Source organism: Paraplanobispora siamensis (assembly GCF_016863175.1).
GTDB lineage: Bacteria > Actinomycetota > Actinomycetes > Streptosporangiales > Streptosporangiaceae > Planobispora > Planobispora siamensis.
In genome coordinates, this window is record NZ_BOOJ01000022.1 from 22058 (window position 1) to 46697 (window position 24640).

At 72.1% G+C, this 24640-nt stretch carries 20 protein-coding genes; 9 read left to right on the forward strand and 11 right to left on the reverse strand.

The genetic code is table 11. From position 1 onward, the window contains the following. Positions 1-87 precede the first annotated feature (87 nt). The 10 genes from Psi01_RS10975 to mfd form a co-directional block, all read right to left on the reverse strand. On the reverse strand, positions 88-1404 hold the full coding sequence (locus Psi01_RS10975; RefSeq protein ID WP_204063859.1) for an NAD(P)/FAD-dependent oxidoreductase: 1317 nt from the start codon (positions 1402-1404) through the stop codon (positions 88-90). A gap of 182 nt (positions 1405-1586) precedes the next feature. Beyond that, complete coding sequence (locus Psi01_RS10980) at positions 1587-2384, reverse strand: uracil-DNA glycosylase (protein WP_204063860.1); 798 nt, start codon at positions 2382-2384, stop codon at positions 1587-1589. A 277-nt stretch (positions 2385-2661) separates the two neighbouring features. Continuing rightward, a complete protein-coding gene (locus Psi01_RS10985; protein ID WP_204063861.1) occupies positions 2662-3999 on the reverse strand; it encodes a hypothetical protein in 1338 nt (445 codons plus the stop codon). A gap of 205 nt (positions 4000-4204) precedes the next feature. Continuing rightward, complete coding sequence (locus tag Psi01_RS10990) at positions 4205-5164, reverse strand: Ppx/GppA phosphatase family protein (protein WP_204063862.1); 960 nt, start codon at positions 5162-5164, stop codon at positions 4205-4207. After that, complete coding sequence (locus Psi01_RS10995) at positions 5161-5727, reverse strand: DUF501 domain-containing protein (protein WP_204063863.1); 567 nt, start codon at positions 5725-5727, stop codon at positions 5161-5163. Before Psi01_RS10995 ends, Psi01_RS10990 begins: the two co-directional genes overlap by 4 nt. A 52-nt stretch (positions 5728-5779) precedes the next feature. Beyond that, positions 5780-6184 carry an FtsB family cell division protein gene (locus Psi01_RS11000; protein ID WP_204063864.1) on the reverse strand — a complete coding sequence of 135 codons (405 nt, stop codon included), beginning with the start codon at positions 6182-6184 and terminating at the stop codon, positions 5780-5782. A 94-nt stretch (positions 6185-6278) separates the two neighbouring features. Next, a complete protein-coding gene (gene eno, locus Psi01_RS11005) occupies positions 6279-7556 on the reverse strand; it encodes a phosphopyruvate hydratase (RefSeq protein WP_204063865.1) in 1278 nt (425 codons plus the stop codon). 66 nt (positions 7557-7622) lie between these two features. Then, a complete protein-coding gene (locus Psi01_RS11010) occupies positions 7623-8618 on the reverse strand; it encodes a nucleoside triphosphate pyrophosphohydrolase (protein WP_204063866.1) in 996 nt (331 codons plus the stop codon). A 7-nt stretch (positions 8619-8625) separates the two neighbouring features. Then, a complete protein-coding gene (locus tag Psi01_RS11015) occupies positions 8626-9258 on the reverse strand; it encodes a SurA N-terminal domain-containing protein (protein WP_204063867.1) in 633 nt (210 codons plus the stop codon). Between the two features lie 28 nt (positions 9259-9286). Beyond that, a complete protein-coding gene (gene mfd, locus Psi01_RS11020) occupies positions 9287-12871 on the reverse strand; it encodes a transcription-repair coupling factor (RefSeq protein WP_204063868.1) in 3585 nt (1194 codons plus the stop codon). 154 nt (positions 12872-13025) lie between these two features. Between mfd and Psi01_RS11025 the strand changes: the two genes are divergently transcribed. The 3 genes from Psi01_RS11025 to Psi01_RS11035 all read left to right on the forward strand — a co-directional run bounded on the left by Psi01_RS11025 (position 13026) and on the right by Psi01_RS11035 (position 16050). Further along, the gene (locus Psi01_RS11025) at positions 13026-13745 is read left to right on the forward strand and encodes a class I SAM-dependent methyltransferase (protein WP_204063869.1); all 720 of its coding nucleotides are present in this window, start codon (positions 13026-13028) and stop codon (positions 13743-13745) included. 78 nt (positions 13746-13823) lie between these two features. Continuing rightward, positions 13824-15053, forward strand: a complete 1230-nt coding sequence (gene cysC / locus Psi01_RS11030) for an adenylyl-sulfate kinase (RefSeq protein WP_204064046.1) — start codon at positions 13824-13826, stop codon at positions 15051-15053. A gap of 40 nt (positions 15054-15093) precedes the next feature. Then, positions 15094-16050, forward strand: coding sequence for a sulfite exporter TauE/SafE family protein (locus Psi01_RS11035; RefSeq protein ID WP_204063870.1), 957 nt, complete (start codon positions 15094-15096; stop codon positions 16048-16050). On the opposite strand, the gene Psi01_RS11040 is transcribed toward Psi01_RS11035, so the two are convergent. After that, positions 15934-17001, reverse strand: a complete 1068-nt coding sequence (locus Psi01_RS11040) for a glycoside hydrolase family 26 protein (RefSeq protein ID WP_204063871.1) — start codon at positions 16999-17001, stop codon at positions 15934-15936. The two genes, Psi01_RS11035 and Psi01_RS11040, sit on opposite strands and share 117 nt — an antisense overlap. 358 nt (positions 17002-17359) lie before the next feature. Between Psi01_RS11040 and Psi01_RS11045 the strand changes: the two genes are divergently transcribed. Genes Psi01_RS11045 through Psi01_RS11070 form a run of 6 tightly spaced genes read left to right on the forward strand, consistent with a single transcriptional unit; the run spans position 17360 to position 24634 of the window. Beyond that, positions 17360-19201: a YveK family protein gene (locus Psi01_RS11045; protein WP_204063872.1), complete on the forward strand. Its 1842-nt coding sequence runs from the start codon at positions 17360-17362 to the stop codon at positions 19199-19201. Further along, entirely contained in the window at positions 19198-20544 is a 1347-nt protein-coding gene (locus Psi01_RS11050; protein WP_239127469.1) for a hypothetical protein, read from the forward strand. Before Psi01_RS11045 ends, Psi01_RS11050 begins: the two co-directional genes overlap by 4 nt. Next, positions 20474-21397, forward strand: a complete 924-nt coding sequence (locus tag Psi01_RS11055) for a hypothetical protein (protein WP_204063873.1) — start codon at positions 20474-20476, stop codon at positions 21395-21397. The genes Psi01_RS11050 and Psi01_RS11055 overlap by 71 nt, the downstream gene beginning before the upstream one ends. Continuing rightward, positions 21394-22254 (forward strand): sulfotransferase family protein, encoded by an 861-nt coding sequence (locus Psi01_RS11060; RefSeq protein WP_204063874.1) that lies wholly within the window; start codon positions 21394-21396, stop codon positions 22252-22254. Before Psi01_RS11055 ends, Psi01_RS11060 begins: the two co-directional genes overlap by 4 nt. After that, complete coding sequence (locus Psi01_RS11065) at positions 22242-23732, forward strand: lipopolysaccharide biosynthesis protein (protein WP_204063875.1); 1491 nt, start codon at positions 22242-22244, stop codon at positions 23730-23732. The genes Psi01_RS11060 and Psi01_RS11065 overlap by 13 nt, the downstream gene beginning before the upstream one ends. Further along, positions 23732-24634: a sulfotransferase gene (locus Psi01_RS11070; RefSeq protein WP_204063876.1), complete on the forward strand. Its 903-nt coding sequence runs from the start codon at positions 23732-23734 to the stop codon at positions 24632-24634. The genes Psi01_RS11065 and Psi01_RS11070 overlap by 1 nt, the downstream gene beginning before the upstream one ends. The last annotated feature ends 6 nt before the right edge of the window (positions 24635-24640 follow it).

The window sequence follows — 24640 nt, forward strand, 5'->3', positions numbered from 1 at the left end:
CGGCCGGGGACTCAAGGGGGTGGGCGCGAGATCAGCCGCGAACCCCGAGGAGACCCCGGCGACTCCCTACCGTCGGGTGCCCGGGACTCAGGACGCGGCCGCCGCGCGGAACTCCGCGCGAGGCTCCTCGATCTCTCCGAGCGAGACGGTCTCCCGCTTGAAGAACAGCGCCAGAGTCCAGTCGGCCATGACGCGGACCTTGCGGTTCACGGTGGGCACCCGCGACAGATGGTAGGTGCGGTGCATGAACCATGCAGGCAATCCGCGAAGCTTGACGCCGTAGACGTTCGCCACGCCCTTGTGCAGGCCCAGTCCGGCAACCGATCCGACGTACTTGTGGCGGTAATCGGCCAGTTCCTGCCCGCGGAGGTGGCGGGTGATGTTGTCGGCGAGCACCTTGGCCTGGCGGACCGCGTGCTGGGCGTTGGGCGCGCAGTACTGGCCCGGGTTGGTCACGTCGGGCACCCCGGCGACGTCGCCGGCGGCGAAGGCGTCCTTGACGCCGACCACGGTCAGGCGGGTGCTCGTCTTGATCCGGCCGCGCTCGTCCAAGGGGAGGTCACCGGCGTTCACGACCGGGCTGGCCTTCACCCCGGCGGTCCACACGATGGTGGCCGACTGGAACTCCTCGCCGTCGGAGAGCTTGACGTGGCCGCCCACGCAGGACTCCAGGCGGGTGTTCATCTTGACCTCGATGCCGCGCTCGCGCAGCTGCTCGGCGGTCCACCTGCCCATCTCCGGGCCGACCTCGGGCAGGATGCGGTCGGTGGCCTCCACCAGCACCCAGCGCATGTCCTCGCGCCTGATGTTGCGGTAGTAGCGGATCGCGTCGATCGCCATGTCCTCCAGCTCGGCGAGCGCCTCGATGCCGGCGAAGCCGCCGCCGACCACGACGAACGTCAGCGCCCTGCGGCGCAGCTCCTCGTCGTCGTCGGTCTCGGCCCGGTCGAGCAGGCCGAGCACCCGGTTGCGCAGCGCGATCGCCTCGCCGACGGTCTTGAAGCCGATGGCCGCGTCGGCCAGGCCGGGGATCGGCAGGGTGCGGGAGACCGAGCCGGCGGCCATCACCACGAGGTCGTACTCGATCTCGTGGGGGGTGCCGACGTTCGGCTCGAAGTGCACGGTCTTGGACGCGTGGTTGACCTTGGTGACCTTGCCGTTGAGGATCGTCGCCTTCTTCAGGACCCGCCGCAGGGGGACCACCACGTGGCGCGGTGAGAGGTTGCCCGCCGCGGCCTCGGGAAGGAAGGGCTGGTAGGTCATGTGGGATTCGGGAGTGAGGACGGTGATTCGCACGCTGCCGTCGCGCAGCTCCCGACGGAGCGTGCGCTGGAGTCGCAGCACCGTGTAGAGGCCGACGTAGCCCCCACCGACGACCACGATGTGCTTGGAGTTGCGGTTCACTTCGGCGCCCCTTCGGTCCGAGTAAGGTCCGAGACTTTGTGAAATCTTTCACAAGCATACGTCCCCACCTCCGGTTCGCGCCAGGCGACCCCCTGATAAGTACGTCACTTTTTCCCGTTGAGAGCAGAACCGCCTCATATTTCAGAGGAAAATTCGGGAAAAATTTCTCTTTGTGATGGAGTTCACAGTTCTCGAAGTGTGTTTGCCCTGGTGAAGACGTCGTCGAGCATCTGGGCGGTCACCCGGCCGGTGAAGGTGTTCTGCTGGCTGGGGTGGTAGCAGCCGAGAAGATATGTGGGACTTTCGCCTCTGGTGATCTCGACCTCGGCGCCGTGCCCGAAGGCGGGACGGGGGCGGGGCAGCACGTATCCGGCCTCCTTCAGCGCGGGCCACACGGCCTGCCAGGCGAAACCTCCCAGCGCCACCACCACCCGCAGGCCGTCGGCCACCATCGCGATCTCCCGGGCCAGCCACGGGAAGCAGGCCGCCCGCTCCCCGGGCGCCGGCTTGTTGTCGGGCGGCGCGCACCTGACCGCGGCCACCATCCGCGCCCCGAGGAGGCGCTGCCCGTCCCCGGCGTGGACGCTGGTCTCCTGTACGGCGAGGCCGGTGCGGTACAGCGAGGCGAACAGCCAGTCCCCGCTGCGGTCGCCGGTGAAGATCCGCCCCGTGCGGTTGCCGCCGTGCGCGGCCGGGGCCAGCCCCACGATGAGGACCTCCGGCTTCTCGTCCCCCCAGCCGGCGATCGGCCTGCCCCAGTAGGTCTCCTGCGCGAACGCCCGCCGCCTGACCGTGGCGACCTCCTCGCGCCAGGCCACCAGACGGGGACAGGCCCGGCAGACCGACTGCCGGGCGGTGAGCTCGGCGAGCACGGGGCTCGCGGCGGCCAGCTCGGCCACCTGCGCGGGGTCGTGCGCGACGGGCGTGTCCGGCCGGGCGGGATCGTCCGGCCAGCCGGACCCGGGAGGAACGAAGGTCATGCCCCCGATCGTGCCACCCCGCCGTCCCGCGACCGGCGCCGGTCCCGGACGGGCCCGTGCGGGAGGGGTACGGCGGCGCATGCCGGGCGCCGTACCCGCTTTCAGTCCCAGGGCCTACCCCCGTCGAGGGCGGGACAGCGCGGAGAGGGGGACGGAACGGGCCGAAGCGGAACGGGGCCGGAGACGCGAGAGGCGGCGCCCGCCTGGAGCGGGCGCCGCCTGTCACTTCAGATGGGACCGGGAATCAGGTGGTCCCGGCCTCGGGCGGAACGGGGAATCAGGCGTTCTCCGCCTTCTTCTCCTCCTCCTTGGGCGCGGGGGCCGGGCAGGAGTAGTCCCAGGTGACCGTCTTGGAGGCCGAGCCCGGGTCGAGGACGGTCAGAGTGAACGCACCCTTGGGCTTGACGAACAGCTCGCCCACCGAGAACGTGCCGCCACCGTGGCCGACGTGCTTGATGACAGTGGTGGGGGCCTCGCCCGCGAGGGCGTAGCGGTACACCAGCTTGGTCGCGCCGGAGACGGTGATGGTGCCGGTCACCTTGGCCGAGGGCTTGCCGACCACGCCGCCGCAGGTGCTGTTGTCCTGCTCGACGTTGAGGGAGACCTCAGCCGTGACGGGGGCCTTGCAGAACACCTTGCCCCAGACGGTGCCGGTGGTCGGGCCGTTGTAGATCTCCAGGGCGCGGGAGGCCTTGCCGGTCTCCGTCGCCTGCCAGGAGTCGGTCACCGTGGTGGAACCCTTGACGTAGACGGTCTCCCAGGAGCCGGCCACGCCGTTGCGGATCCAGCGGTACTTCACGTGGTCACGACCGTGCGAGAGGCTGATCGTGCCGCTGAAGGTGCGGGTGACCGGGCAGCTGCCCACGTAGGTGTCGGGCTCGCTGACCGAGGCGCTCACCTTCGGCGACCAGTCCTTGCACCAGATCTTGAAGCCGACCTTGTTGGAGGCGGTGCGGACCGGGTCCACGATCTCCAGGACGGCCCAGCCGCGCAGGCTCCTGTCCGGGCGGATCACGTGGACGACCTTGCGGGAGTCGTGCACCTTGACCGCGTCGCGCTCGACGACGTGGCCGTTGACGACCCAGCGGTAGTGCACCCAGCGCGGGCTGGAGGCGGTGATGCGGCCGATCAGGGCGGCCTCACACTTGCCCTCGTCCACCCACGCCTGCGCGCCGATCACCGGGCGGATGACGTGCTTGCCGCCGTCCTCGCCGCAGGAGACCTTGAAGTAGCCCTTCTTGGAGGTCACCGGGCGGGGCGACAGGACCTGCAGGGCCTGCCAGCCCTTGACGTCACTCTTGAAGGTGCTCGTCTCCTTCACCGTGACGCTCTTGACGCCCTTGCCCACGACGAAGGTCTTGACCTTGCTCTTGGACCCGTCCCCGTGCAGCCAGCGGTAGGCCACCGTGGTCTTGGACTTGACGGCCTTCACCTTGATGCTCGCGGAGAAGGTGACCCGTACCGGGCACTCACCCTTGTGGTTGGAGGGGGAGGCCTTCGGGGTGCCCGCCGAGACGGCGGGCTTCTTCGCCTGAGCCGATCCGCTGGCCGCGGCTGCGGGCGAGGCCAGCAGACCGGTCGCCATGGTCGCCAGCATGGCCGCGCCGGCTCCCATCGCAGCTAATCTGCGTACTAATCCGGACTTCATGAGGGGGTGTGCTCCGTTTCGTTAGGAAGCGATAAGCGCTCCGGAGACGGTTGCCGCCCCGACAACAGCTGTGCCGGGCCCCACGGCAAAGCCTCACTAAAGCCTCTTTACCTAACCATAAAACGGAACGATCTCTCAATACTCCCTAGACGGGTGCTTTGTCCAGATCCAGTTACACCCCGGCCACGGACCACGCGATCCCGTCGAGGATGTCGCGCTCGCTGACGACGACGTCGGCGAAGCCGTACCTGTCGAGGATCCGGTCCAGGATGAGCGCCCCGGCCCCGATGACGTCGACCCGCCCGGGGTGCATGACGGGGATCGCCGCCCTTTCCGACTGGGCGGTCTCCAGCAGGCGACGGGAAACGGCATGCACCTGATTTACCGGAATTCGCGAGTGGTGAATTTTATGCGGATCATATTCGTCCAGCTCAAGCGCTATTCCGGCGACCGTCGTCACCGATCCCGCGAGCCCGACCAGGGTCAGCGCCCGCTCCACCGGAACCTCCTGCGCGACCCGGTCGAGCGCGTCGTCGATGTCGGCGGTCATCGCCTCGACGGCCTGCGCGGACGGCGGGTCGCCCGCCCCGCGCAGGTGCCGCTCGGTCAGCCGGACGCAGCCGATGTCCACCGAGATCGCCGCGTCCACGTGGGTGGAGCCGACCACGAACTCGGTGGAGCCGCCGCCGATGTCCACCACGAGGTACGGCGGGCAGGTGCCGTCGGGGGCGGGCAGGCCCGTCTCCGGCGACAGGCGCACCAGGCCCCGGGTGGCCCCGGTGAAGGACAGCTCGGCCTCCTCGCCGCCGGTGACCACCTCGGGCCCGACGCCGAAGATCTCCTGGACGCCGTCGACGAAGTCCTGGCGGTTGGCGGCGTCCCTGGTGGCGCTGGTTGCCACCACACGGACCGCGGAGGCCCCGTGCCGGTCGATCAGCTTGGCGTACTCCCGCATCGCGGTGAAGGTGCGTTCCAGGGCCTCCGGGGCCAGCCTGCCGGTCTCGTCCACCCCCTGGCCGAGCCGGACGATCTCCATGCGCCGTTCGACGTCGTGCAGGGAGTCGTGCGAGATGTCCGCCACCAGCAGGCGGACGGAGTTGGTCCCGCAGTCGATCGCGGCGACGCGCTTCACCGGTCGTCCTCCTCCGAGGTGGTCGTGTCGTTCGTCCCGGCCCCGGTCGCGGCCCCGGAGGGATCGTCCACCAGGCAGCACGGGCCGTCGGCCCACCACTCGCCGAGCAGGTCGAGCGCCTCGCGGCCGAAGGGGTTGACGCCGGGCACCGCGAGCTCGTGCCCGACCAGGGCGTGCAGGCACTTGACCCGCTCCGGCATGCCGCCGGCGCTCTGCATGCCCCGGGGCAGCGGCTCCAGGCCGTCCTCGGCCGCCGCCTTGTCGCGGCGCGCGACGTAGTCCTCGTGCGCGGCCCGATAGGCCGCGGCCAGCTCGGGGTCGGCGTCGAGCCTGGCACGCATCTCCCGCATCAGTCCCGAGGTCTCCAGGGTGCCGATGGCGGAGTTGGCCTTGGGGCAGGTCAGGTAGAACAGCGTCGGGAACGGCGTGCCGTCGGGCAGCCGCGGCGCGGTCTCCACCACGTCGGGCAGCCCGCACGGGCAGCGGTGCGCCACCGCCCGCAGTCCTCGGGGCGTACGGCCGAGCTGCAGCTCCACCGCCGCCACGTCGCGGTCATCCACCATCTGCGGCATCCTCCGGCACCTCTTCGCGAAACGGCGTCCAGGCTATCGGTCGTCAGCCCCCGTCCGCTTTCCTGCCCTTCCCGGTGTCGGCGGCCTCAACCGACTCCCAGAGCGTCTGGTACCAGGGCGGTTTGACGGCGACCGGCTTCTGCGGGGTCGCCTCCTTGCCCTGGGCGGGGGTGTCGTCCATGACGACGTAGCACTTCTGGCCGGGCTCGCAGTAGAACAGCCGCTCCCTGGCCTGCCGCTTGACGAAGGCGGGATCCTGCAGCTGCCTGCGCCGCTCCTCCTCCTTCTTGATCTCCGCCAGGAGCTTGTCGCGCTGCTCGGTGAGCTCGGTGATGCTGCGGCGCTGCGCGATGTACTCCCTGACGGGGTAGGCCAGGCTCATCGCGATGGCGCACACCACGACCGCCAGCACCGCCGCCCGACCCGTCAACTGCGGCCGTCTGCCCACACGCCCTCCTGCTCTCGCGTTCCGCCCCGCGGCGCTCCCGCCGTACGGCCGGCGCCCGCGGGTGAGCGCGGGCGCGGGCCGTACGGTGCGAAAACTACCGCCGGAAGCGCGGGAACGCGGCGCGACCCGCGTAACGGGCGGCGTCGTCGAGCATCTCCTCGATGCGCAGCAGCTGGTTGTACTTGGCCACCCGGTCGGACCTGGCCGGGGCACCGGTCTTGATCTGACCGCAGTTGGTGGCCACGGCGAGGTCGGCGATCGTGGTGTCCTCGGTCTCGCCGGAGCGGTGGCTCATCATGCAGCGGTAACCGTTGCGGTGGGCCAGATCCACGGCGTCGAAGGTCTCGGTCAGGGTGCCGATCTGGTTGACCTTGACCAGCAGCGCGTTGGCCGTGCCCTCGGCGACGCCGCGGGCCAGGCGCTCGGGGTTGGTCACGAACAGGTCGTCGCCGACGAGCTGGACCTTGTCGCCGAGGGCCCGGGTGATGGCGTTCCAGCCCTCCCAGTCCTCCTCGTTCAGCGGGTCCTCGATGGAGACCAGCGGGTAGTTGGCGACCAGGTCCTCGTAGAAGGCGATCAGCTCGGCGGAGGAGTGGCCCTTGCCGTCGATGGTGTAGACGCCGTCCTTGTGGAACTCGGAGGCGGCCACGTCCAGGGCCAGCGCGACGTCCTCGCCCGGCGTGTAGCCGGCCTTCTCGATGGCGACCAGGATCAGGTCCAGCGCGTCGCGGTTGGAGGGCAGGTTGGGCGCGAAGCCGCCCTCGTCGCCCAGGCCGGTGGCGTAGCCCTTCTCCTTCAGCACGGACTTGAGCGCGTGGTAGACCTCGGTGCCCATGCGCACGGCCTCACGGAAGCTCTCCGCGCCGATCGGCGCGATCATGAACTCCTGGATGTCCACGTTGGTGTCGGCGTGCGCGCCGCCGTTGAGGATGTTCATCATCGGGACCGGCAGCACGTGCGCGTTCGGCCCGCCGAGGTAACGGAACAGCGGGAGCTCGGCGCTCTGCGCGGCGGCCTTGGCCACCGCCAGGGAGACGCCGAGGATGGCGTTGGCGCCCAGGCGGGCCTTGTTCGGCGTGCCGTCCAGGTCGATCATGACCTGGTCGATGCTGCGCTGCTCGGCGGCGTCGAATCCCAGGATCTCGTCGGCGATCTCGTCGGTCACGCCGAGGACGGCCTTCTCCACGCCCTTGCCGGCGTACCGCTCGTCGCCGTCGCGCAGCTCGACGGCCTCGAACTGGCCCGTGGAGGCCCCGCTCGGCACCGCGGCGCGGCCCTCGCTGCCGTCGTCCAGAAGGATGTCGACCTCGACCGTCGGGTTGCCCCGGGAGTCAAGGATCTCGCGGGCGGTGACGCCCTCGATGGAAGCCACGAAGCGCTCCTAAAGTCGCAGGACAGTTTGCCGCAAAAGCCTATCGAGACCTACTTCTCAGTACGGCTACCGCCCTGGATCGGCGTTTCCCGGCGCGGCGTCCGGGGCGTCCTGAATGCCCGTTGCATCAGGGGTGTACGCGCGGATCCGCTCGCGGTAGGCGCGGGCGGCGGCGCGCAGTTCGGCCTCGGGGTCGAGCCCCTCCGCGTGCGCCTGCCGTACCAGCTCGAACAGGCGCCCGCCCAGACCCTCGGCGGGAGGCTCGACGGGGACGCCCACCCGTTCGGCGCGGCGCAGCAGCTGGGCGGCCAGGGAGAGGGCGGGCTGGCCCATCGGCACCCCGTCCACCACCGAACCCGCGTCACCGCCGTTCTTGGCCGCACGCTCGGCGGCCTTGATGGTCTCCCAGTTGTCGCTGACCTCTTCGGCGCCGCTGACCGCGACGGCCGCGAAGACGTGCGGGTGGCGGCGGACCAGCTTGTCCACGATGCCCCCGGCCACGTCGTCGACGTCGAAGCCGCTCCCGGCGCGGTCCTGCGCGACGCGGGCGTGGAAGACCACCTGCAGCAGCAGGTCGCCCAGCTCCTCGCGCAGCGCGCCGTGGTCGCCCTCCTCGATGCTCTCCAGCACCTCGTAGGCCTCTTCGATGAGGTACGGCGCCAGCGACTCGTGGGTCTGCCTGGCGTCCCACGGGCAGGAGGTGCGCAGGCGGTCCATCACCGCCACGAGGTCGAGCAGCCGCGCGCCCGGCAGGTCGTAGGAGCCGGGCACGATCTCGATCACCGGCGGGTCCTCCAGGGACACCGCGGCGTGGCCGATCGCGCGCATCAGCGCCTCGTCGGCCTCCAGCCACACCACCGTCCCAGCCTGGGCCTGGCGGACCAGGGAGACCGGGTCGGGCTGCACGACCTCGACGTCGACACCGGCCTCGGCCAGGTAGGGCAGGTGCGGGTGGTCCGGCGAGGCGGTGCGCACCGGGCCCTCCGACAGGGCCTGCCAGGCGCGGTGGCTGAGCAGGCCCGGGGCGACCCGGGGCGAGGTGGTGACGACGATCAGCGGCATGCCGGGGTCACTGGGCGCCGGCGGAACCGGACAGGGCGCCGAAGCGGCTGTTCTCGATGAAGAAGTCGGAACCGTCCTGGGCCTGCGGCTGCGGGTTGTTCTCGCCGTAGCGCGGGTTGCGGGTGACCGGGACGGCCTTGGCCTCCTCGCTCAGCTTCTGCGCCGCCGCCTGCTGGGAGGCCTCGTCCTGGCCCGCGCCCAGCTTGGTCATCAGCTTCTGCTCGACCAGGGAGGCGCGCACCAGCTCGTCCAGGTCGGAGGGGGGCACGCCGATGGAGACGGCCAGCTGCTCGCGGGTGCTGCCCTGGCGCTGCTGCAGGACCTGGGCGAGGAACGACTCGACCTCCGCCTGGGTCACCGTGACGCCGTGCCGCGCGCCGAGCTGGTCGAACTGGCTGATGACGATCAGGTTCGCCAGCACCGCCTGCGGGATCGACCCGCGGATCTGCAGCTGCTGACGGGTGATGCCCGCCGTGGTGAGGGCCTTCTCGTACTCCTTGACGTCGGCGTTCAGCTCGCTGTTGCTGATCCGCTGGTCGCCGACGATGGCGGCGGCGCCGACCTGCGACGGCGAGCAGGCGGTCAGCGCGGCACCGGCGGCCACGACCGCCAGGATGACGCGCACTCGAGTCGACTTCACATGCGATCCCTTCACGACAAACGCCGTATCACTTTACCGGCACGGCTTCCAGGAACATCGCCTCGACCAGGTCGCCGCACCATTTGAGCAGGTCGAGATCGCGCAACGGCTGCCCACCGAGCGGCTTGGTCTTGGGCACGGGCACCAGCAGTATGTCGGCCGCCTGCTTCAGCAGCGCCTTCGGGTAGAGCCGCTGGAGCCTGACCTGCTGGGAGTCCTTCAGGTTGACCGGGGAGAACCTGATGTTCTGGCCCTGCAGGGTGACGTCGGTGAGCCCGGCCTTGCGCGCCCTGATCCGGAAACGGGCGACCGCCAGCAGGTTCTCCACCTCCTGGGGCGGCCGGCCGTACCGGTCGGTGAGCTCCTCGCGCACGGCCGCGATGTCGTCGTCGGTGCAGATCGCCGCGATGCGCTTGTAGGCCTCCAGGCGCAGCCGCTCGGAGGTCACGTAGTCGTGCGGGATGTGCGCGTTGATCGGCAGCTCGACCTTGACGTCGGGGCGCTCCTCCTGCTCGGCGCCGCCGGTCAGCTTGGCCTTCTGCTCCTGTACGGCCTCCGCCATCATCCGCACGTACAGGTCGAAGCCGACGCCCGCGATGAAGCCCGACTGCTCGGCGCCCAGGATGTTGCCCGCGCCGCGGATCTCCAGGTCCTTCATCGCGACGTACATGCCCGCGCCCATCTCGGTGTGCTGGGAGATGGTGGCCAGGCGCTCGTGGGCGGTCTCGGTGAGCGGCTTCTCCGGCGGGTACAGGAAGTAGGCGTAACCGCGCTCGCGGCCCCGGCCGACGCGCCCGCGCAGCTGGTGCAGCTGCGACAGGCCGTAGTTGTCGGCCCGGTCCACGATCAGCGTGTTGGCGTTGGGCACGTCGAGACCGGACTCGACGATCGTGGTGGAGACCAGCACGTCGAACTCGCGCTCCCAGAAGCCCACCATGATCTTTTCGAGCTGCTGCTCGTTCATCTGCCCGTGGGCGACGGCGACGCGGGCCTCGGGGACCAGTTCGCGGATGCGGGCCGCGACCTTGTTGATGCTCGCCACCCGGTTGTGCACGAAGAAGATCTGGCCGTCGCGCATCAGCTCGCGGCGGACGGCGGCGGCGATCTGCTTCTCGTCGTACGGCCCGACGAAGGTGAGGATCGGGTGGCGCTCCTCCGGCGGGGTCAGGATCGTCGACATCTCGCGGATGCCGGTCAGGCCCATCTCCAGCGTGCGCGGGATCGGCGTGGCGGACATGGCCAGCACGTCGACCTGGGTGCGCAGGTGCTTCATGGCCTCCTTGTGCTCGACGCCGAAGCGCTGCTCCTCGTCGATGATGATCAGGCCGAGGTTCTTGAAGCGCACCTCCGGGGAGAGCAGCCGGTGGGTGCCGATCACCACGTCCACCGCGCCCTCGCGCAGGCCCTCCAGCGTCGCCTTGACCTCGGCGTCGGTCTGGAAGCGCGACATGGGCCGCACGTTCAGCGGGAAGCCGGAGAAGCGCTCGGTGAAGGTGGACAGGTGCTGCTGGACCAGCAGCGTGGTCGGCACCAGCACCGCCACCTGCTTGCCGTCCTGCACGGCCTTGAACGCCGCGCGCACCGCGATCTCGGTCTTGCCGTAGCCCACGTCGCCGCAGATCAGCCGGTCCATCGGGATGGGGCGCTCCATGTCGCGCTTGACCTCGTCGATGGCCTCCAGCTGGTCGCCGGTCTCGGCGTAGGGGAAGGCGTCCTCCATCTCCCGCTGCCACGGCGTGTCGGCCCCGAAGGCGTGTCCCGGCGAGGCCATCCGCGCGCTGTAGAGGCGGATGAGCTCCCCGGCGATCTCCTTGACCGCCTTCTTGGCCCGGGTCTTGGCCTTGGCCCAGTCGGCGCCGCCCATCCGGTTGAGGGTCGGCGACTCGCCGCCGACGTAGCGGGTGACCTCGTCGAGCTGGTCGGTCGGCACGTAGAGCCGGTCGCCCTTGGCGTACTCGATCACGAGGTACTCGCGGGTCGCGCCCTGCACGGTCCGCTGCACCATCTCGACGTAGCGGCCCACGCCGTGCTGCTCGTGCACCACGTGGTCGCCGACCTTGAGCTGGAGCGGGTCCACCATGTTGCGGCGGCGGCTGGGCAGCCGGCGCATGTCCTTGGTGGAGGCCTTCTGCCCGACCAGGTCCAGGTGGGTCAGCACGGCCAGGCGCGGGCTCACGAAGCCGTGGTCGACCAGGCCGGTGGTGACGTGCACGACCTTGGGGTCCGGCACCCGGTCCAGGTCCGCCGTCAGGCGCGCGGGCAGGTCGACGCCCTTGAGCAGCTCGACCATCCGCTCGGCGGGGCCGTGGCCCTCGCTGAGCAGCACGACGACCTTGTCGTCCAGCCAGCCCTTGATGTCGCCCAGCGCCCGCTGGGTGTCGCCCCGGTAGGCCTCCGCCTCCTGGGCGTCCAGGACCAGCGCCCCGCCCGGGTAACCGCCGTCCAGACCGTCGCCGTCCAGACCGTCGCCGGCCGGACCGTCGCCGCTCAGGTCGCTCCCGCCGAAGGGGGCGATGGACCACCACGGCTGCCCGAGCTCCCGCGCGTGGTCGCGCACGTCCTCCAGCGAGCGGAACGCCGCCGCCCCCAGGTCGATCGGCGCCTCTCCGCCGGCCGCGGCGTTGATCCAGGAGGCCTCCAGGAACTCCTGGCTGGTGCGCACGAGCTCGTCGGCCCGGCTGCGGATGCGCTCGGGATCGCAGACGAAGATCGCCGACTGCACGGGCAGGTGGTCGATCAGCAGGTCCATCTCCCCGGCGAGCACCGGCGCGAACGCCTCCATGCCCTCCACCGGCACGCCCTCGGCGAGCTGGTCCAGGATCTCGGCCAGCGCCGGGTGGTCGGCGGCCAGCGCCGCCGCCCTGGCCCTGACCTCCTCGGTCAGCAGCAGCTCGCGGCAGGGCGCGGCGAACAGCCCGTCCTCGGCGACCTCCAGCGAGCGCTGGTCGGCCACCTTGAACCAGCGGATCTCCTCGACCGTGTCGCCCCAGAACTCCAGGCGCAGCGGGTGCTCCTCGGTCGGCGGGAAGACGTCGAGCAGCCCGCCCCTGACCGCCACCTCGCCGCGCTTCTCCACCATGTCCACGCGGTGGTAGCCGTTCTCCACAAGCCTGTGGACGACGGCGTCCAGGTCGGCGTCGTCGCCCGCGCGCAGCCGGATCGGCGCCAGGTCGCCCAGGCCCCGCACGATCGGCTGGAGCACCGCGCGGATCGGGGTGACGACCACCCGCAGCGGGCCGGCCGCCGCGTCGCCCGCGACCGGGTGGGCCAGGCGGCGCAGTACGGCCAGGCGCTGGCCGACGGTGTCGCTGCGCGGCGACAGGCGCTCGTGCGGCAGGGTCTCCCAGGCGGGGAAGACGGCGACCGTGCTCTCGCCGAGCAGGCTGGACAGCGCCGCCGCCAGGTCCTCGGCCTCGCGTCCGGTGGCCGTCACCGCCAGCACGGTCCGCCCGGCCGGTCCCCCGTCCCTGGCCAGCGCGGCCACGGCGAAGGGCCGCAGCGCCGCGGGCGCGATGAGCGGGACGTCGGAGACGTCTCCCCCGCGCACGTCCGCCAGGACGGAGGCCAGCTTCGGCTCGCCCACGACAAGGTCAAGCAGTCCGGAAAGGCTCATCAGAATTCGCCCACAGCCCCACGACGGCAACACGACAGGCCCCCGGCCGGCACAGGACGGGGGTCACCGGTCCAGGGTACTTCGCCCGCGCCGCCGATCCGCAGGAACCGAGCCCTCTGAGAGATTTGTAACGGATCGACTACTCTTGGTGAGTATGACTGACGTGCGGTCGATTGCGACAAGAAGCGACCTGTTCACCCGGCGGATCCTGGAGCACCGGACCGACAGGCCGGGCCGCCGGCTCGACATCCTGATCGCCGGGTGCGGCATGCCCCACCCTCTCGGCCTCGACCGGGCGCGGGCCCGCGTCGTCGGGATCGACGAGGACATCCCGGCCGTGCGGGCCGCCATGGCCTCCCGCACCGACCTCGACTCGTGGGCGCTGGGCGACCTGAGGACGGTGCCCGTGCCGCCGCGGGCCTTCGACATCGTCTACGTGCCGTTCCTGCTGGAGCGCATCCTGCACCCCGAGCTCGTGCTCGACCGGCTGCTGGCCGGGCTGCGGCCGGGCGGCCTGGCGATGCTGCGGATACGCGACCGGGCCTCGGCGTACGGCATGTGCGTCCGGATGACCCCCTCCCCGCTGCGCCGGCTGCTGTGGCGCAGGCTCGTCCCCGAGGGCACGGTCGGCCCGCTGCCCGCGGTGTACGGCGAGGCCACCTCCCGGGAGGGCGTCCACTCCTTCTGCCTGGCCCGCGGGCTGATCGTCACCGAGGAGACGCTGGAGTCCAGCGGCCCGGCGGCGAGCAGGCCACTGGGGCGGGTGGCGTGCTCGGCGGTGCAGACCGCCTCCGGCGGCCGCTTCCCGGCCTCCCACGACACGATCAGCATGATCGTCCGCAAGCCGCACAACCATTTCGCGCGACTGATCTGACGCGACAGGTTTGATGTGGGACAACTTGAATGGCTACAGTGGTGATATCCGACTAATTCGATCGGAATTGTGGAGCAGATGACGGCGCCCTTCGAGTGGACCCCCGACGCCCGTGAACTGGCCGACCTTGAGCTGCTGCTCTCCGGCGCCTACCGGCCGCTGACCGGCTTCATGGGCGCGGCCGACGCGCACGCGGTCGAGGAACACGGCAGGATGGGCGACGGCACGTCCTGGCCCGCGCCCGTCACGCTCGCGCTTCCCGACGACCACCCGGCCGCTCCCGGCGACCGGATCACGTTGCGCGACCCCGAGGGCGCCCCGCTGGCCGTCCTGACCGTCACCGAGCACTCGCACGGCCTGGTCGCGGGCCCGGTCGAGGCGCTGGGCGCCCCCGAGCACGGGCCGTTCGCCCGGCTCCGGCGCAGCCCCGCGGAGATCCGCGGCGAGCTGGCCGGCCGGGAGACCCTGGCCGTCACCATGCGCGGGCCGCTGGACGACCTGGACGAGATCGTCGCCACCGCCGAGGAGCTGGAGGCGACGATCCTGCTGCTCCCGCTGGCGTTCGGCGAGGGCGGGCCCGCCGTGGTCCGCGCCGCGCTGAAGGCCCGCGACAAGCTCGGCGGGGACACGCGCATCGCGGTGGTGCCCCTCGCCCCCCGCGACGACCACGCCGTCGACCTGGAGCTGCGCGACCGCGTGGCCGAGGCGTACGGCGCGACCGAGCACCTGGCCGGTCCCGAGCCCGTCACCCTCCCCGGGCCCCCGCACCGGCGCGGCCTGGTCGTCTTCTTCACCGGCCTGTCCGGCTCCGGCAAGTCGACCGTCGCCAGGGGCCTGCGGGACGCGCTGCTGGAGCGCGGCAGCCGTACGGTCACCTACCTCGACGGCGACGTCGTGCGCCACCTGCTCTCGGCGGGGCTGGGCTTCTCCCGGGAGGACCGCGACCTCAACATCCGGCGGATCGGCTTCGTCGCGGCCGAGGCGGCCCGGCACGGCGGGCTGGCGATCTGCGCGCCCATCGCGCCGTTCGCCTCCACCCGCGAGGAGGTCAGGGCGATGGTCGAGGCCGTGGGGGCCGACTTCCTGCTGGTCCACGTGGCCACCCCGCTGGCCGAGTGCGAGCGCCGCGACCGCAAGGGGCTCTACGCCAAGGCCCGCGCCGGATTGATCCCGGAGTTCACGGGCATCTCCTCCCCCTACGAGGAGCCCGAGGACGCGGACCTGACCGTCGACACCACCGGCGTCTCCGTCGAGCGGGCCGTCGATGCAGTGCTGAACCCACTCATTCAGGGAGGTTGGGTGCGTTGAGGACGGACTCCACCAGCGGACGGGAAGCGGTGAGCGGCTGATGGATCTCGATCTCCCCCTGATCGGCGGGTCGTTCCTCGTCGCGATCATCGTCGGGCTGACCGGCATGGGCGGCGGCGCCCTGATGACGCCGATGATGATGCTGTTCTTCAACGTGCCGCCGCTGGCGGCGGTCTCCAGCGACCTGGTCGCCTCGGCCGTGATGAAGCCGGTGGGCGGGGTCGTCCACATGCGGCGGGGAACGGTCAACCTGCGCCTGGTCGGCTGGCTGTGCGTGGGCTCGGTGCCCGCCGCGTTCTGCGGGGTGCTGCTGATCCGGGCGTTCGGCGAGGGCGAGCAGGTCCAGCAGGCCGTGAAGTACGCCCTCGGCGTGGCCCTGCTGCTGGCCGTCGTGGGCCTGGTCGCCAAGGCCTATCTGGCCGGGCGCGAAGGACCCGTCTCGGCGGAGGTCGGCGAGATCGCCGTGCGCCCGATTCCGACCGTACTGATCGGTATAGTCGGCGGCATCGTCGTGGGCATCTCCTCCGTGGGCTCGGGCTCCCTGATGATCGTGGCCCTGCTCATGCTCTATCCCGCGCTGAAGGCCAACCAGCTCGTCGGCACCGACCTGGTCCAGGCGGTCCCGCTGGTCACCTCGGCCGCCCTCGGCCACCTGCTGTTCGGCGACTTCCAGCTCGACGTCACCGCCTCGCTGCTGGTGGGGGCGATCCCCGGCGTCTATCTCGGGGCGCGGATCTCCTCGCGGGCGCACGGCGACGTCATCCGCGTGCTGCTCGCGGTGGTGCTGCTGGCCTCGTCCCTCAAGCTGCTGGGCGTGGGCAACGCGGCCATGCTGTGGATCCTGGGCGGCGCGGTGCTCGCCGGGGCGGTCGTGTTCCGGTCACTCGCGCGGAACCGCCGTAGAGCGCAGGTAGGGGTCGTGGGCGAGGGCGCGGAAGGCGGCCGCGGCACCGGGAGTGGTGTCGAAACGGGTGTCCCCTCGCGGGGCACGCGGTGAGTCGAAGTAGACCAGCGCCTTGATCTGCGGATAGCGGCGCATCTGCCGGCGGACCGAGGCGTAGAAGGACTCCTTGAACCGGCGCTGGTCGTAGCGCTCGAAGGCGCCCCACTCGGCGAGCATGAGCGGCTTGCCGGGGAAGCGCCACTGCATCCAGCGGTAGAACCCGGGCCACTGGGCGAAGTCGTCGCGCGTCTTGTTGATCAGCTGCTCGAAGGTCTGCACCCGGTCGTCGGCGTAGGGGTCCATGGCGACCCAGTCGACCACGTCGTCACCCGGGTACAGCTGCTCGAACCAGGTCTTGGCGGCCCAGTTGGGCGCCCCCATGTAGGTCATCACGGTGACCGCGTTCCCGACGCCCTTCTCCCGCAGGCGCAGCACCACGTGGCGGTACATCTCCGCGTAGTCCCGGGCGGTCATGCCCGAGGCCGGGTCCTCCCGCACGTCGTTCTCCGGCTCGTGGTGCACGGTCAGGAAGAACCGCTCGGGGAAGGTCCGGCGGATGTGCGCGGCCAGCCGGTCGATCCGCCGGTCCAGGGCGCCCCCGGCGATCTGGGCCCAGGTGTGGTCGAAGGACGGCTTCCAGTTGATCAGCAGGAGCCTGCGGCCGTCGGGGTCGCGGGCGATCCCCCGCTCCTCGCGCGTCGGGAAGAGCTCGGCGCCCCGGTGGTAGACGTGCATGATGTCGGCCCGGCGCCCCATGCGCGCCTCGGCCCTGCGCAGCCCCACCCCGGGCCGTCGGCCCGTGAACACCTCCGGCGTCATCCCCCACCAGGCCCCGCAGGAGGGGATGAGCCTGGCGCTGACCTCGCAGCCGGGCGCGGAGGAGTCGAGCCCCAGCAGACCGCTCGACGGGACGTGGTGCGTCGTGTCCCGCGCGACGCCCGACGCCTGGGTGCACGCGCCCAGCCCCAGCATCAGGACGACACAGGAACCGGCGATTCCCGACATCTTTAGCGCTGACATTAAATCGGCATTTGTCCGATACAACGATGCCTCACACATGATCCACTTGCGCGTTTCCTGACTTTCCGCGAACCACACCTTCCCACCTACCGGACCTGCCGTGCCGCATACTTTGCCGCTCCGTTCCGCAGGGGCGGGGTGGCGAGGAGGAAATAACGGATAAACCATCGTTATCTCGCCGTGATTGCCGCGTCCGGCGTGAAGAAATCTTGCGTATTCGATCGGGAAAATGGCAACCCGGCCTATAGTTCCTAGGGTTTCCAGAGCCGTCGTCCCCGCCTCGCGGGGCCGGCCCGAGTCGTCCTCACCGCCCGAGGCCCGCCCGAGAGGGACCCGCATACCCATGAGCCTGTCGCCGGACCCGTCGCCGGACACCGCCGTCCGCCGCTCCGGCGGAGAGCTGGGGGATTACGCGGCCCTGCTCCGCCGCCGCTGGCCGATCCTCCTGCTGTGCCTGCTGGCGGGCACCGGCGGGGGCGTCGCCCTGCTGGGCTCCACCCCGCCGTCCTACACCGCCGCCGCCCACGTCCTGGTCACCGCGACCGGCGTCCAGGAGCCGACCAACCAGGTGACCAGCCGCCAGCGGGAGGCGCTCAACCTCGACACCGAGGCGCAGATCGCCCAGTCGGCGGTGGTCGCCAGGAAGGCCGAGAAGGCCCTCAAGGGCGACCTCGACCCCGTCGAGGTCTCCGTGCCGCCCAACACCTCGGTGCTGGAGATCTCCTACACCGCCGCCGACCCCAACAGCGCCGCCGCGGGGGCCAGCGCCTACGCCCAGGCCTACCTCGCCCACCGCCGGGAGGCCGCCTCCCAGGCGCTGAGCGTCCAGCTGGAGAGCCTCCACGACAAGCTGAAGCAGCTCAACGAGAGCATGACCGAGGTCGTGGCCGAGCTCCCCGGACTGGCCAGGGGCGGCGCGGAGCGCACCATCGCCCTGCAGCGGCGCAGCGTGCTCAGCCGCCAGATCTACAACCTCACCGTCAAATACGACGAGCTCAGGACCATCGCGGTCACCCCCGGCTCGGTGATCAGCGAGCCGGTCGCCCCGGACGCCCCCAGCGCCCCCAGCCCGCCCCTGTACGTCGGCAGCGGCCTCATGCTGGGCCTGCTGTCCGGGGTCGCCCTGGCCTGGCTCCGCGACCGTCTCGACCCCAGGATCCGCACGGTTCCCGACGTCATGCGCCTGACCGGGCTCGACGTCGTCAGCGGCGAGCGGGTGCGCGACCTGTCCGGTACGGCGGGCGCGGTGGTGCTGGTCCCGCTTCCCGGCGCCTCCGCCCGCGAGGTCAGGCGGGCCCTGCGCGAGCTGCGCGGCGGGCACGTGCCGGTGGTCGGCGCGGTCGTCACCGCCCGCGACAAGCGCCCCGGCAGGCGCCCCCGCAAGGACGGCCGTCGCCCCGACCCGGCCCCGGCCGCGCCCGGCCGGTCCGCCGACGCCCGGGTGGCCGCCGCGATCGAGAGCGCCGCGATCGAGAGCGCCGCGATCGAGAGCGCCGTGACATCGGCCGCCATGTCCCCGAACGCCGTGACCTCCAACGCCATGCCCCCGGACGTCGTGACCTCCGACGTCGTGACCTCCGACGCCGTGACGTCGGCCGCCACGACCTCGAACCCCGCGGCTCCGAACGCCGCAGCTCCGAACGCCGTGACCTCCGGCCCTTCGCGCGCCATCGGCTCCGGCTCGGCCACCGGCCCCTCCCCGGCCCCGGGCCGCCGCACGCCCCCCAAGCCCGCGCCTCCCGGCCACCCCGTGCTCCCCGGCTCCCCGGTCGTCGGCCATCCGGCCCTCTCCGACCCCGCCCCTGCCACCGGACGTTCCACACCCCCCGAACCCCCGCCGGCCATCGGCCGCCACACCTCCCCGGGTCCCGCATCCGCCGGACGCTCCACGTCCCCCGAGACCGCGCCCGTCGCCGGGCGGCGGGCGGGCCCCGAGCCGGCGCGCGGCTCCGGCACGGGCGCCCGGCCGGGCGGGGCCGTCGATGCCGGGGCCGGGGCCCCCACCACGGAGATCTCCGTCGACGACGTCCGGGCCGCCATGCGCAGGACCGGGCTGCCCTCCGCCGGGCTGCCCTCCGCCGGGCTGGCCGTACCCTCCGCCCAGAGTGAGCCCGTGGAGGGTTCGCCGGAGACCACGCCGCTGGTGCAGTTCCCGATGATCGGCAAGAAGGTCTTCCCGCAGTGAGGCTTCCGAGCCGGGCGGCCTGGCCGATCGCCGCGTTCCTGGTGGGCTACCCCGTGTGGTGGGCGCTGGGCTTCGGCGGGCTGGCGGTGGTCGTGCTGGCCCCGCCGATGGCCGTCATCCTGTGGCGCCGGCGGCCGATCAGGGTGCCGCGCGGCTTCGGGCTGTGGCTGCTGCTGCTGGCCGGATACCTCGTCAGCGCCGGCATGCTCGGCGAGATGCCGCCGGGCACCTACGGCGAGTTCGGCGCGGGCCGACTCATCGGCTACCTCATGCGCCTGTGCCTCTACCTCTCTCTGACGATCATGGTGCTCTACCTGGGCAACCTGACCGAGGAGGAGCTCCCGCAGCTCACGCTGGTGCGCATGCTCGGCGCGCTGTTCGTCACGACCGTCGCCGGCGGCCTGCTCGGCGTGTTCGCCCCGCGCGTGGAGTTCACCTCCCCGGTGGAGCGGCTGCTGCCCGACTGGATCGGCGGCAACTCCTTCGTCCAGAACCTCATCCATCCCACCGCCGCCCAGATGCAGAAGGTCCTCGGGCACGCCTCCCCGCGCCCCGAGGCCCCCTTCGAGTGGGCCAACGCCTGGGGCAGCAACCTGTCGGTGCTGCTGATCTGGTTCGTGGTCGGCTGGTGGGTGTACGGCGGGCGGCGCAGGCGGCCGGCGGTGGTCCCGATGCTCGCGCTGGCCGCCGTCCCGGCGGTCTACTCGCTCAACCGCGGACTGTGGATCGGGCTGGGCGTCGCGGCCGCCTACCTGGTGCTGCGCCTGAACGCGCGCAGCCGCGTCATGGTCTGCTCGGCCGTCGCCGCCGGGGCGCTCGCCTTCTTCCTCAGCCCGCTGCAGCCGCTGGTCGCCAAGCGCCTGGACAGCCCGCACAGCAACGACATCCGCTCCTTCACCGTGTCGGCCACCGTCGCCGCCGCGGGCACCTCGCCCTTCATCGGCTACGGCAACACCCGCAACGCGACGGGCAACCACAAGACGATCACCACCGGCAAGAGCGACTGGTGCGACACCTGCGGCCACCCGCCGCTGGGCAGCGACGGCCAGCTCTGGCACCTGATGATCACCCAGGGGTTCGTCGGCGCCGGGCTCTACGTCGCCTTCTTCGCCGGCGCGATCCGCCGCCACTGGAGCGACCGCTCGCCGATCGGCATGGCCGGCGTCCTGGTGATGATCCTCACGCTTCTCTACATGTTCGTCTACGACGGGCTGGTCACACCGCTCAGCCTCTATTTGATCTCCTTCGCGCTGCTCTGGAGGAACACGCGGCATGAACGACGCACGAGTCCGTCTGCGCTACCTTCGCCAGACGATCAGCCTGTTGTTTCCCGGTCCGGGTGAGTCCCGCCCCTACAGCCTGCTCCCGCACCCGCTGCTGCCCCGCAGGCTCGCCCCGCGGGCCTGGTGGCACCCCTGCGGGAAGGTCATGGTCCCCTCCGGGCAGGACACCATCGAGACCCATCTGAGCCAGGCGCTGGGCGTCCCGATCCGCGCGGTGCTCCACGTCCGCCCGGCCCGGCGGGTCAACCGCAAGCCCATCCTGGAGGCGCACGGCCCCGACGGCCTGGTCGCGTTCGTGAAGATCGGCGACACCGCCCGCACCCGCGAGCTCGTCGCCAACGAGGCGCGCACGCTCGACATGCTCACCGGGGCGCCGCTGAAGACGGTCGTGCCGCCGGTCGTGCTGCACCACGGCTCCTGGCACGGCCTGTCGGTGCTCGCGCTGTCCCCGCTCCCGGTGCCCGACCGGGCCCGGCTCCGCGGCCGGCGCGGCGCGGTCCCGGCGGACCTGCTCACCGAGGCGATCCGCGAGATCAGCGCCGTCTCCGGAGAGCGGTTCGCCTGGCACGGCGACCTGTGCCCGTGGAACATCGCGCGCGGTCCCGACGGCCGGCTCCTGGTGTGGGACTGGGAGCGGTTCTCCGTCGGGGTCCCGCTCGGCTTCGACGCCCTGCACCACTTCTTCCAGCGGGCCCTGCGCCGGATGAAGCCCGCCGTCGCGGCCCAGGCGTGCCTGGCGCAGGCGCTGCCGATCCTCGCCCCCTTCGGCCTGTCCGCCGCCGAGGCTCGGCTCACCGCGGTCCACTACCTGATCGTGCTGGCCGAGCGGCACGCCGCCGACGGCCACGAGCCGCTCGGTCCGCCCGCCCAGTGGCTCAGCCCCGTCGTCGACGGCCAGGAGGTCTTAGCGTGACGCCCCCCGCACTGAAGCGTTCCGCCCATGCCGTGTCGCTGACCACGGGCCGCCTCACCGCGGGGAGCCGGGTGCTGCCCTCCTTCCTGATCGTCGGGGCGCAGCGCTCGGGCACGACCTCGCTCTACCGGGCGCTCGCGCAGCACCCGCTGACGCTCAAGCCCGTCCTGCGCAAGGGCGTGCACTACTTCGACGTCGCCTACCACCGCGGCATCTCCTGGTACCGCGCCCACTTCCCGCTGATGGCCTCGGCTTCCCGGCTGTCGCGGCGGTACGGCCGGCGGCCGATGGCCTTCGAGTCGGCGCCCTACTATCTGTTCCACCCGCTGGCCGCCGCCCGGATCGCCGAGGACCTGCCGGGGGTGAAGCTGATCGTGCTGGTCCGCGACCCGGTCGAGCGCGCCTTCTCCGCCCACGCCCACGAGCTGGCCCGGGGCTTCGAGACCGAGCCCTCCTTCGCCAGGGCCGTCGAGCTGGAGGAGGAGCGGCTGGCCGGGGCGGTGCGCGCGCTGACCCGCTCCCCGCACGCCGTCAGCCATGCCCACCGCCACCACGCCTACCTGGCCAGGGGCCGCTACGCCGAACAGCTCTCCCGGGTGGAGCGGCTGATCGGCCGCGACCGCGTCCTCGTCGTGGACAGCGGGAGGTTCTTCTCCCACCCCGAGGCCGTCTACGACCGCGTACTGGAGTTCCTCGGCCTGCCGCACATCGGCGACCCGCTCTTCGAGCGCCACAACGCCCGTTCCCGTCCCGCGCCCATGCCCTCCGGCCTGCGCCGGGAGCTGAGCGAGCACTTCGAGCGATCCGACGCCCTGCTGACCCCCTGGCTCGGCGCCGTCCCCTCATGGCGGCGCTGAACGATCCGGCGTCCCACCGCGGACTGGTCAGGCACGGGCTGGCGGGGCTGGCCGGGGCCGCGGTCTCCGCGGCCGCGCAGTTCCTCACCGTCGTGCTGCTCACCCGGTTCACCGGCCCGGAGACGGCGGGCGCGTTCTTCACGGCGACCGCGCTCTGCCTGATGGCCGCCGGGATCCTCCGGCTGGACACCGGCAACGCCCTGGTGCACTTCCTCTCCCGCTCCCGCCGGACCGGTTCCCCGCAGACCGCCGCCTACCTCCGCGCCGCGCTCGTCCCGGTCCTCGTCCTCTCGGCGGTCGTCGCGGCCGCCGTGGCCGTCGTGGCCGTCGTGGCCGTCGTGGCCGTCGTCGCGACCGCGCCCGCCGGAGGCGTCCTTCCGGCGGGCGCGTCCGGCGCCGTCCTCGTGGCCGCCCTCGCGCTCCCCGTCATCGTGTGCTCCGACGTCCTGGTCGCGGCGACCAGGGGGTTCGGCACGATGCGGCCCACCGTGCTCCTGGACGGCGTCCTGCGGCCGCTGGGCCAGCTGGTCCTCCTCGCCCTGGTGCTCTCGGCCGTCCTCGGAGACGTCTCCGCCGCTTCCGGCCCGGCCGCCCTGCTGGCGGCGTGGGCGCTGCCGTACCTGCCGGTCCTGCTGCTGGCCGCGTTCTGGCTGCGCCGCAGAGCGTCCGCCGGGACTCCGTCGGTGCGGTACGGCGCCGCCCGCGAGCTGTGGCGGCACACCTGGCCGAGGTCGGCGGCGGCGGCCGTGCAGGCGGTGTTCCAGCGGCTCGACATCGTGATCGTCGCGGCGCTGGCCGGGCCCGCGGAGGCGGCCGTCTACACCGCCGCCACCCGCTTCAAGGTCGTGGGCCAGCTCGCCGGGCAGGGCCTGGCGCAGGCGGCGCAGCCCCGGCTGGTCCGCGCGTTGTCGGAGGGCGACCTGCCCCGGGCCCGCCGGCTCTACCAGACCACCACGGCCTGGCTGGTCCTGCTGACCTGGCCGATCTGGGCGGGCTACGCCGCGCTCGCGCCGTGGCTGCTCGGCCTGTTCGGCGACGGCGGGAGCGGAGACGGCGGCGGGGACTACACCGCGGGCGTCCCGGTCGCGCTCGTGCTCGCCGCCACCATGATGGCCGCCACCGCCTGCGGCATGGCCGATGTGGCCCTGACCGCCGCCGGGCACACCCGCGCCGGGCTGGCGAACCTGCTCACCGCCGTGGCCGTGACCGTGGCGCTCGACGTGGCGCTGATCCCCTCACTCGGCACGCTCGGCGCGGCCCTCGGCTGGGCGGGGGGCGTGCTGACCAAGAACCTGCTGCCGCTGTGGCGGCTGCACCGCCGGTACGGCCTGCGCCCCTTCGGCCGCCACACCCTGCCCGCGTGCACGCCCTGGCGGCGCGGCGGTGACAGCACCGCCGGGCACGACGACACCGATCCCGGCGGCCACGGCGGCGACGGTCCCGGCGCGGCCCTTCCCCTCGCGTTCAGGAGGTCATGATGACGCCCGTACTGGTGACCGGACTGCCCAGGAGCGGCACGAGCTGGGCCGGGAAGATGCTCGCGGCGAGCGGCGAGCTGGTCTACGTCAACGAGCCGCTCAACCCCTCACACCGGCCCGGCCGCTCCCCCGGCGTGCTCGACGCCGAGGTCACCCACCGCTTCCAGTACATCAGCGCCGACGAGGACGCGACCTGGCTGCGGGCCTTCACCGACACCGTGGCGCTGCGCTATCGCTTCCTGGCCGAGCTGCGCCGCAACCGCGCGCCGTACGATCTGGCCCGGATGGTCCGCTACGGCACCGCGTTCACCTTCGGGCGGCTGACCGGCCGCCGGGCGCTGCTCGACGACCCGTTCGCGCTGTTGTCGGCGGGCTGGTTCGCCGAGCGGCTGGGCTGCCGGGTGATCGTCCTGGTCCGTGACCCGGTGGCGTTCGCCGGCAGCTGGCGGCGGCTCGGCTGGACGGTCTACTTCCACGAGCTGCTGGAGCAGCCCCTGCTGGTACGCGACCATCCCCGGGTGGAGGAGCTGCGCCCCCTGGTGGGCTCCCAGGACCGCCTGGCCAAGGCCGCCGCGCTCTGGCGGGTCACCACCGCCGTCGCCGCCGACCTGGCCGCCCGGCATCCGGAGATCCTGCTGGTCTCCTACGAGGAGCTGGCCACCGACCCCCTGGCGGGCTTCCGCCGCCTGTACGACTGGGCGGGACTGACCTGGACGCCCACCGCCGAGTCCCGCATCTGCCGGGCCTGTACGGCCCCGGCCTCCCCCGGCCGCGGCTTCGCCTGGCACGGCCTGTCCCGCACGGCCTTCCGCCCGACGGACTCCCGCCGCGCCGTGACCGAGGCACGCTATCGCCTGACCCCGGCCGAGGCCCGCCGGGTCCTGGAGCTGGCCCACGCCTGAACCGGA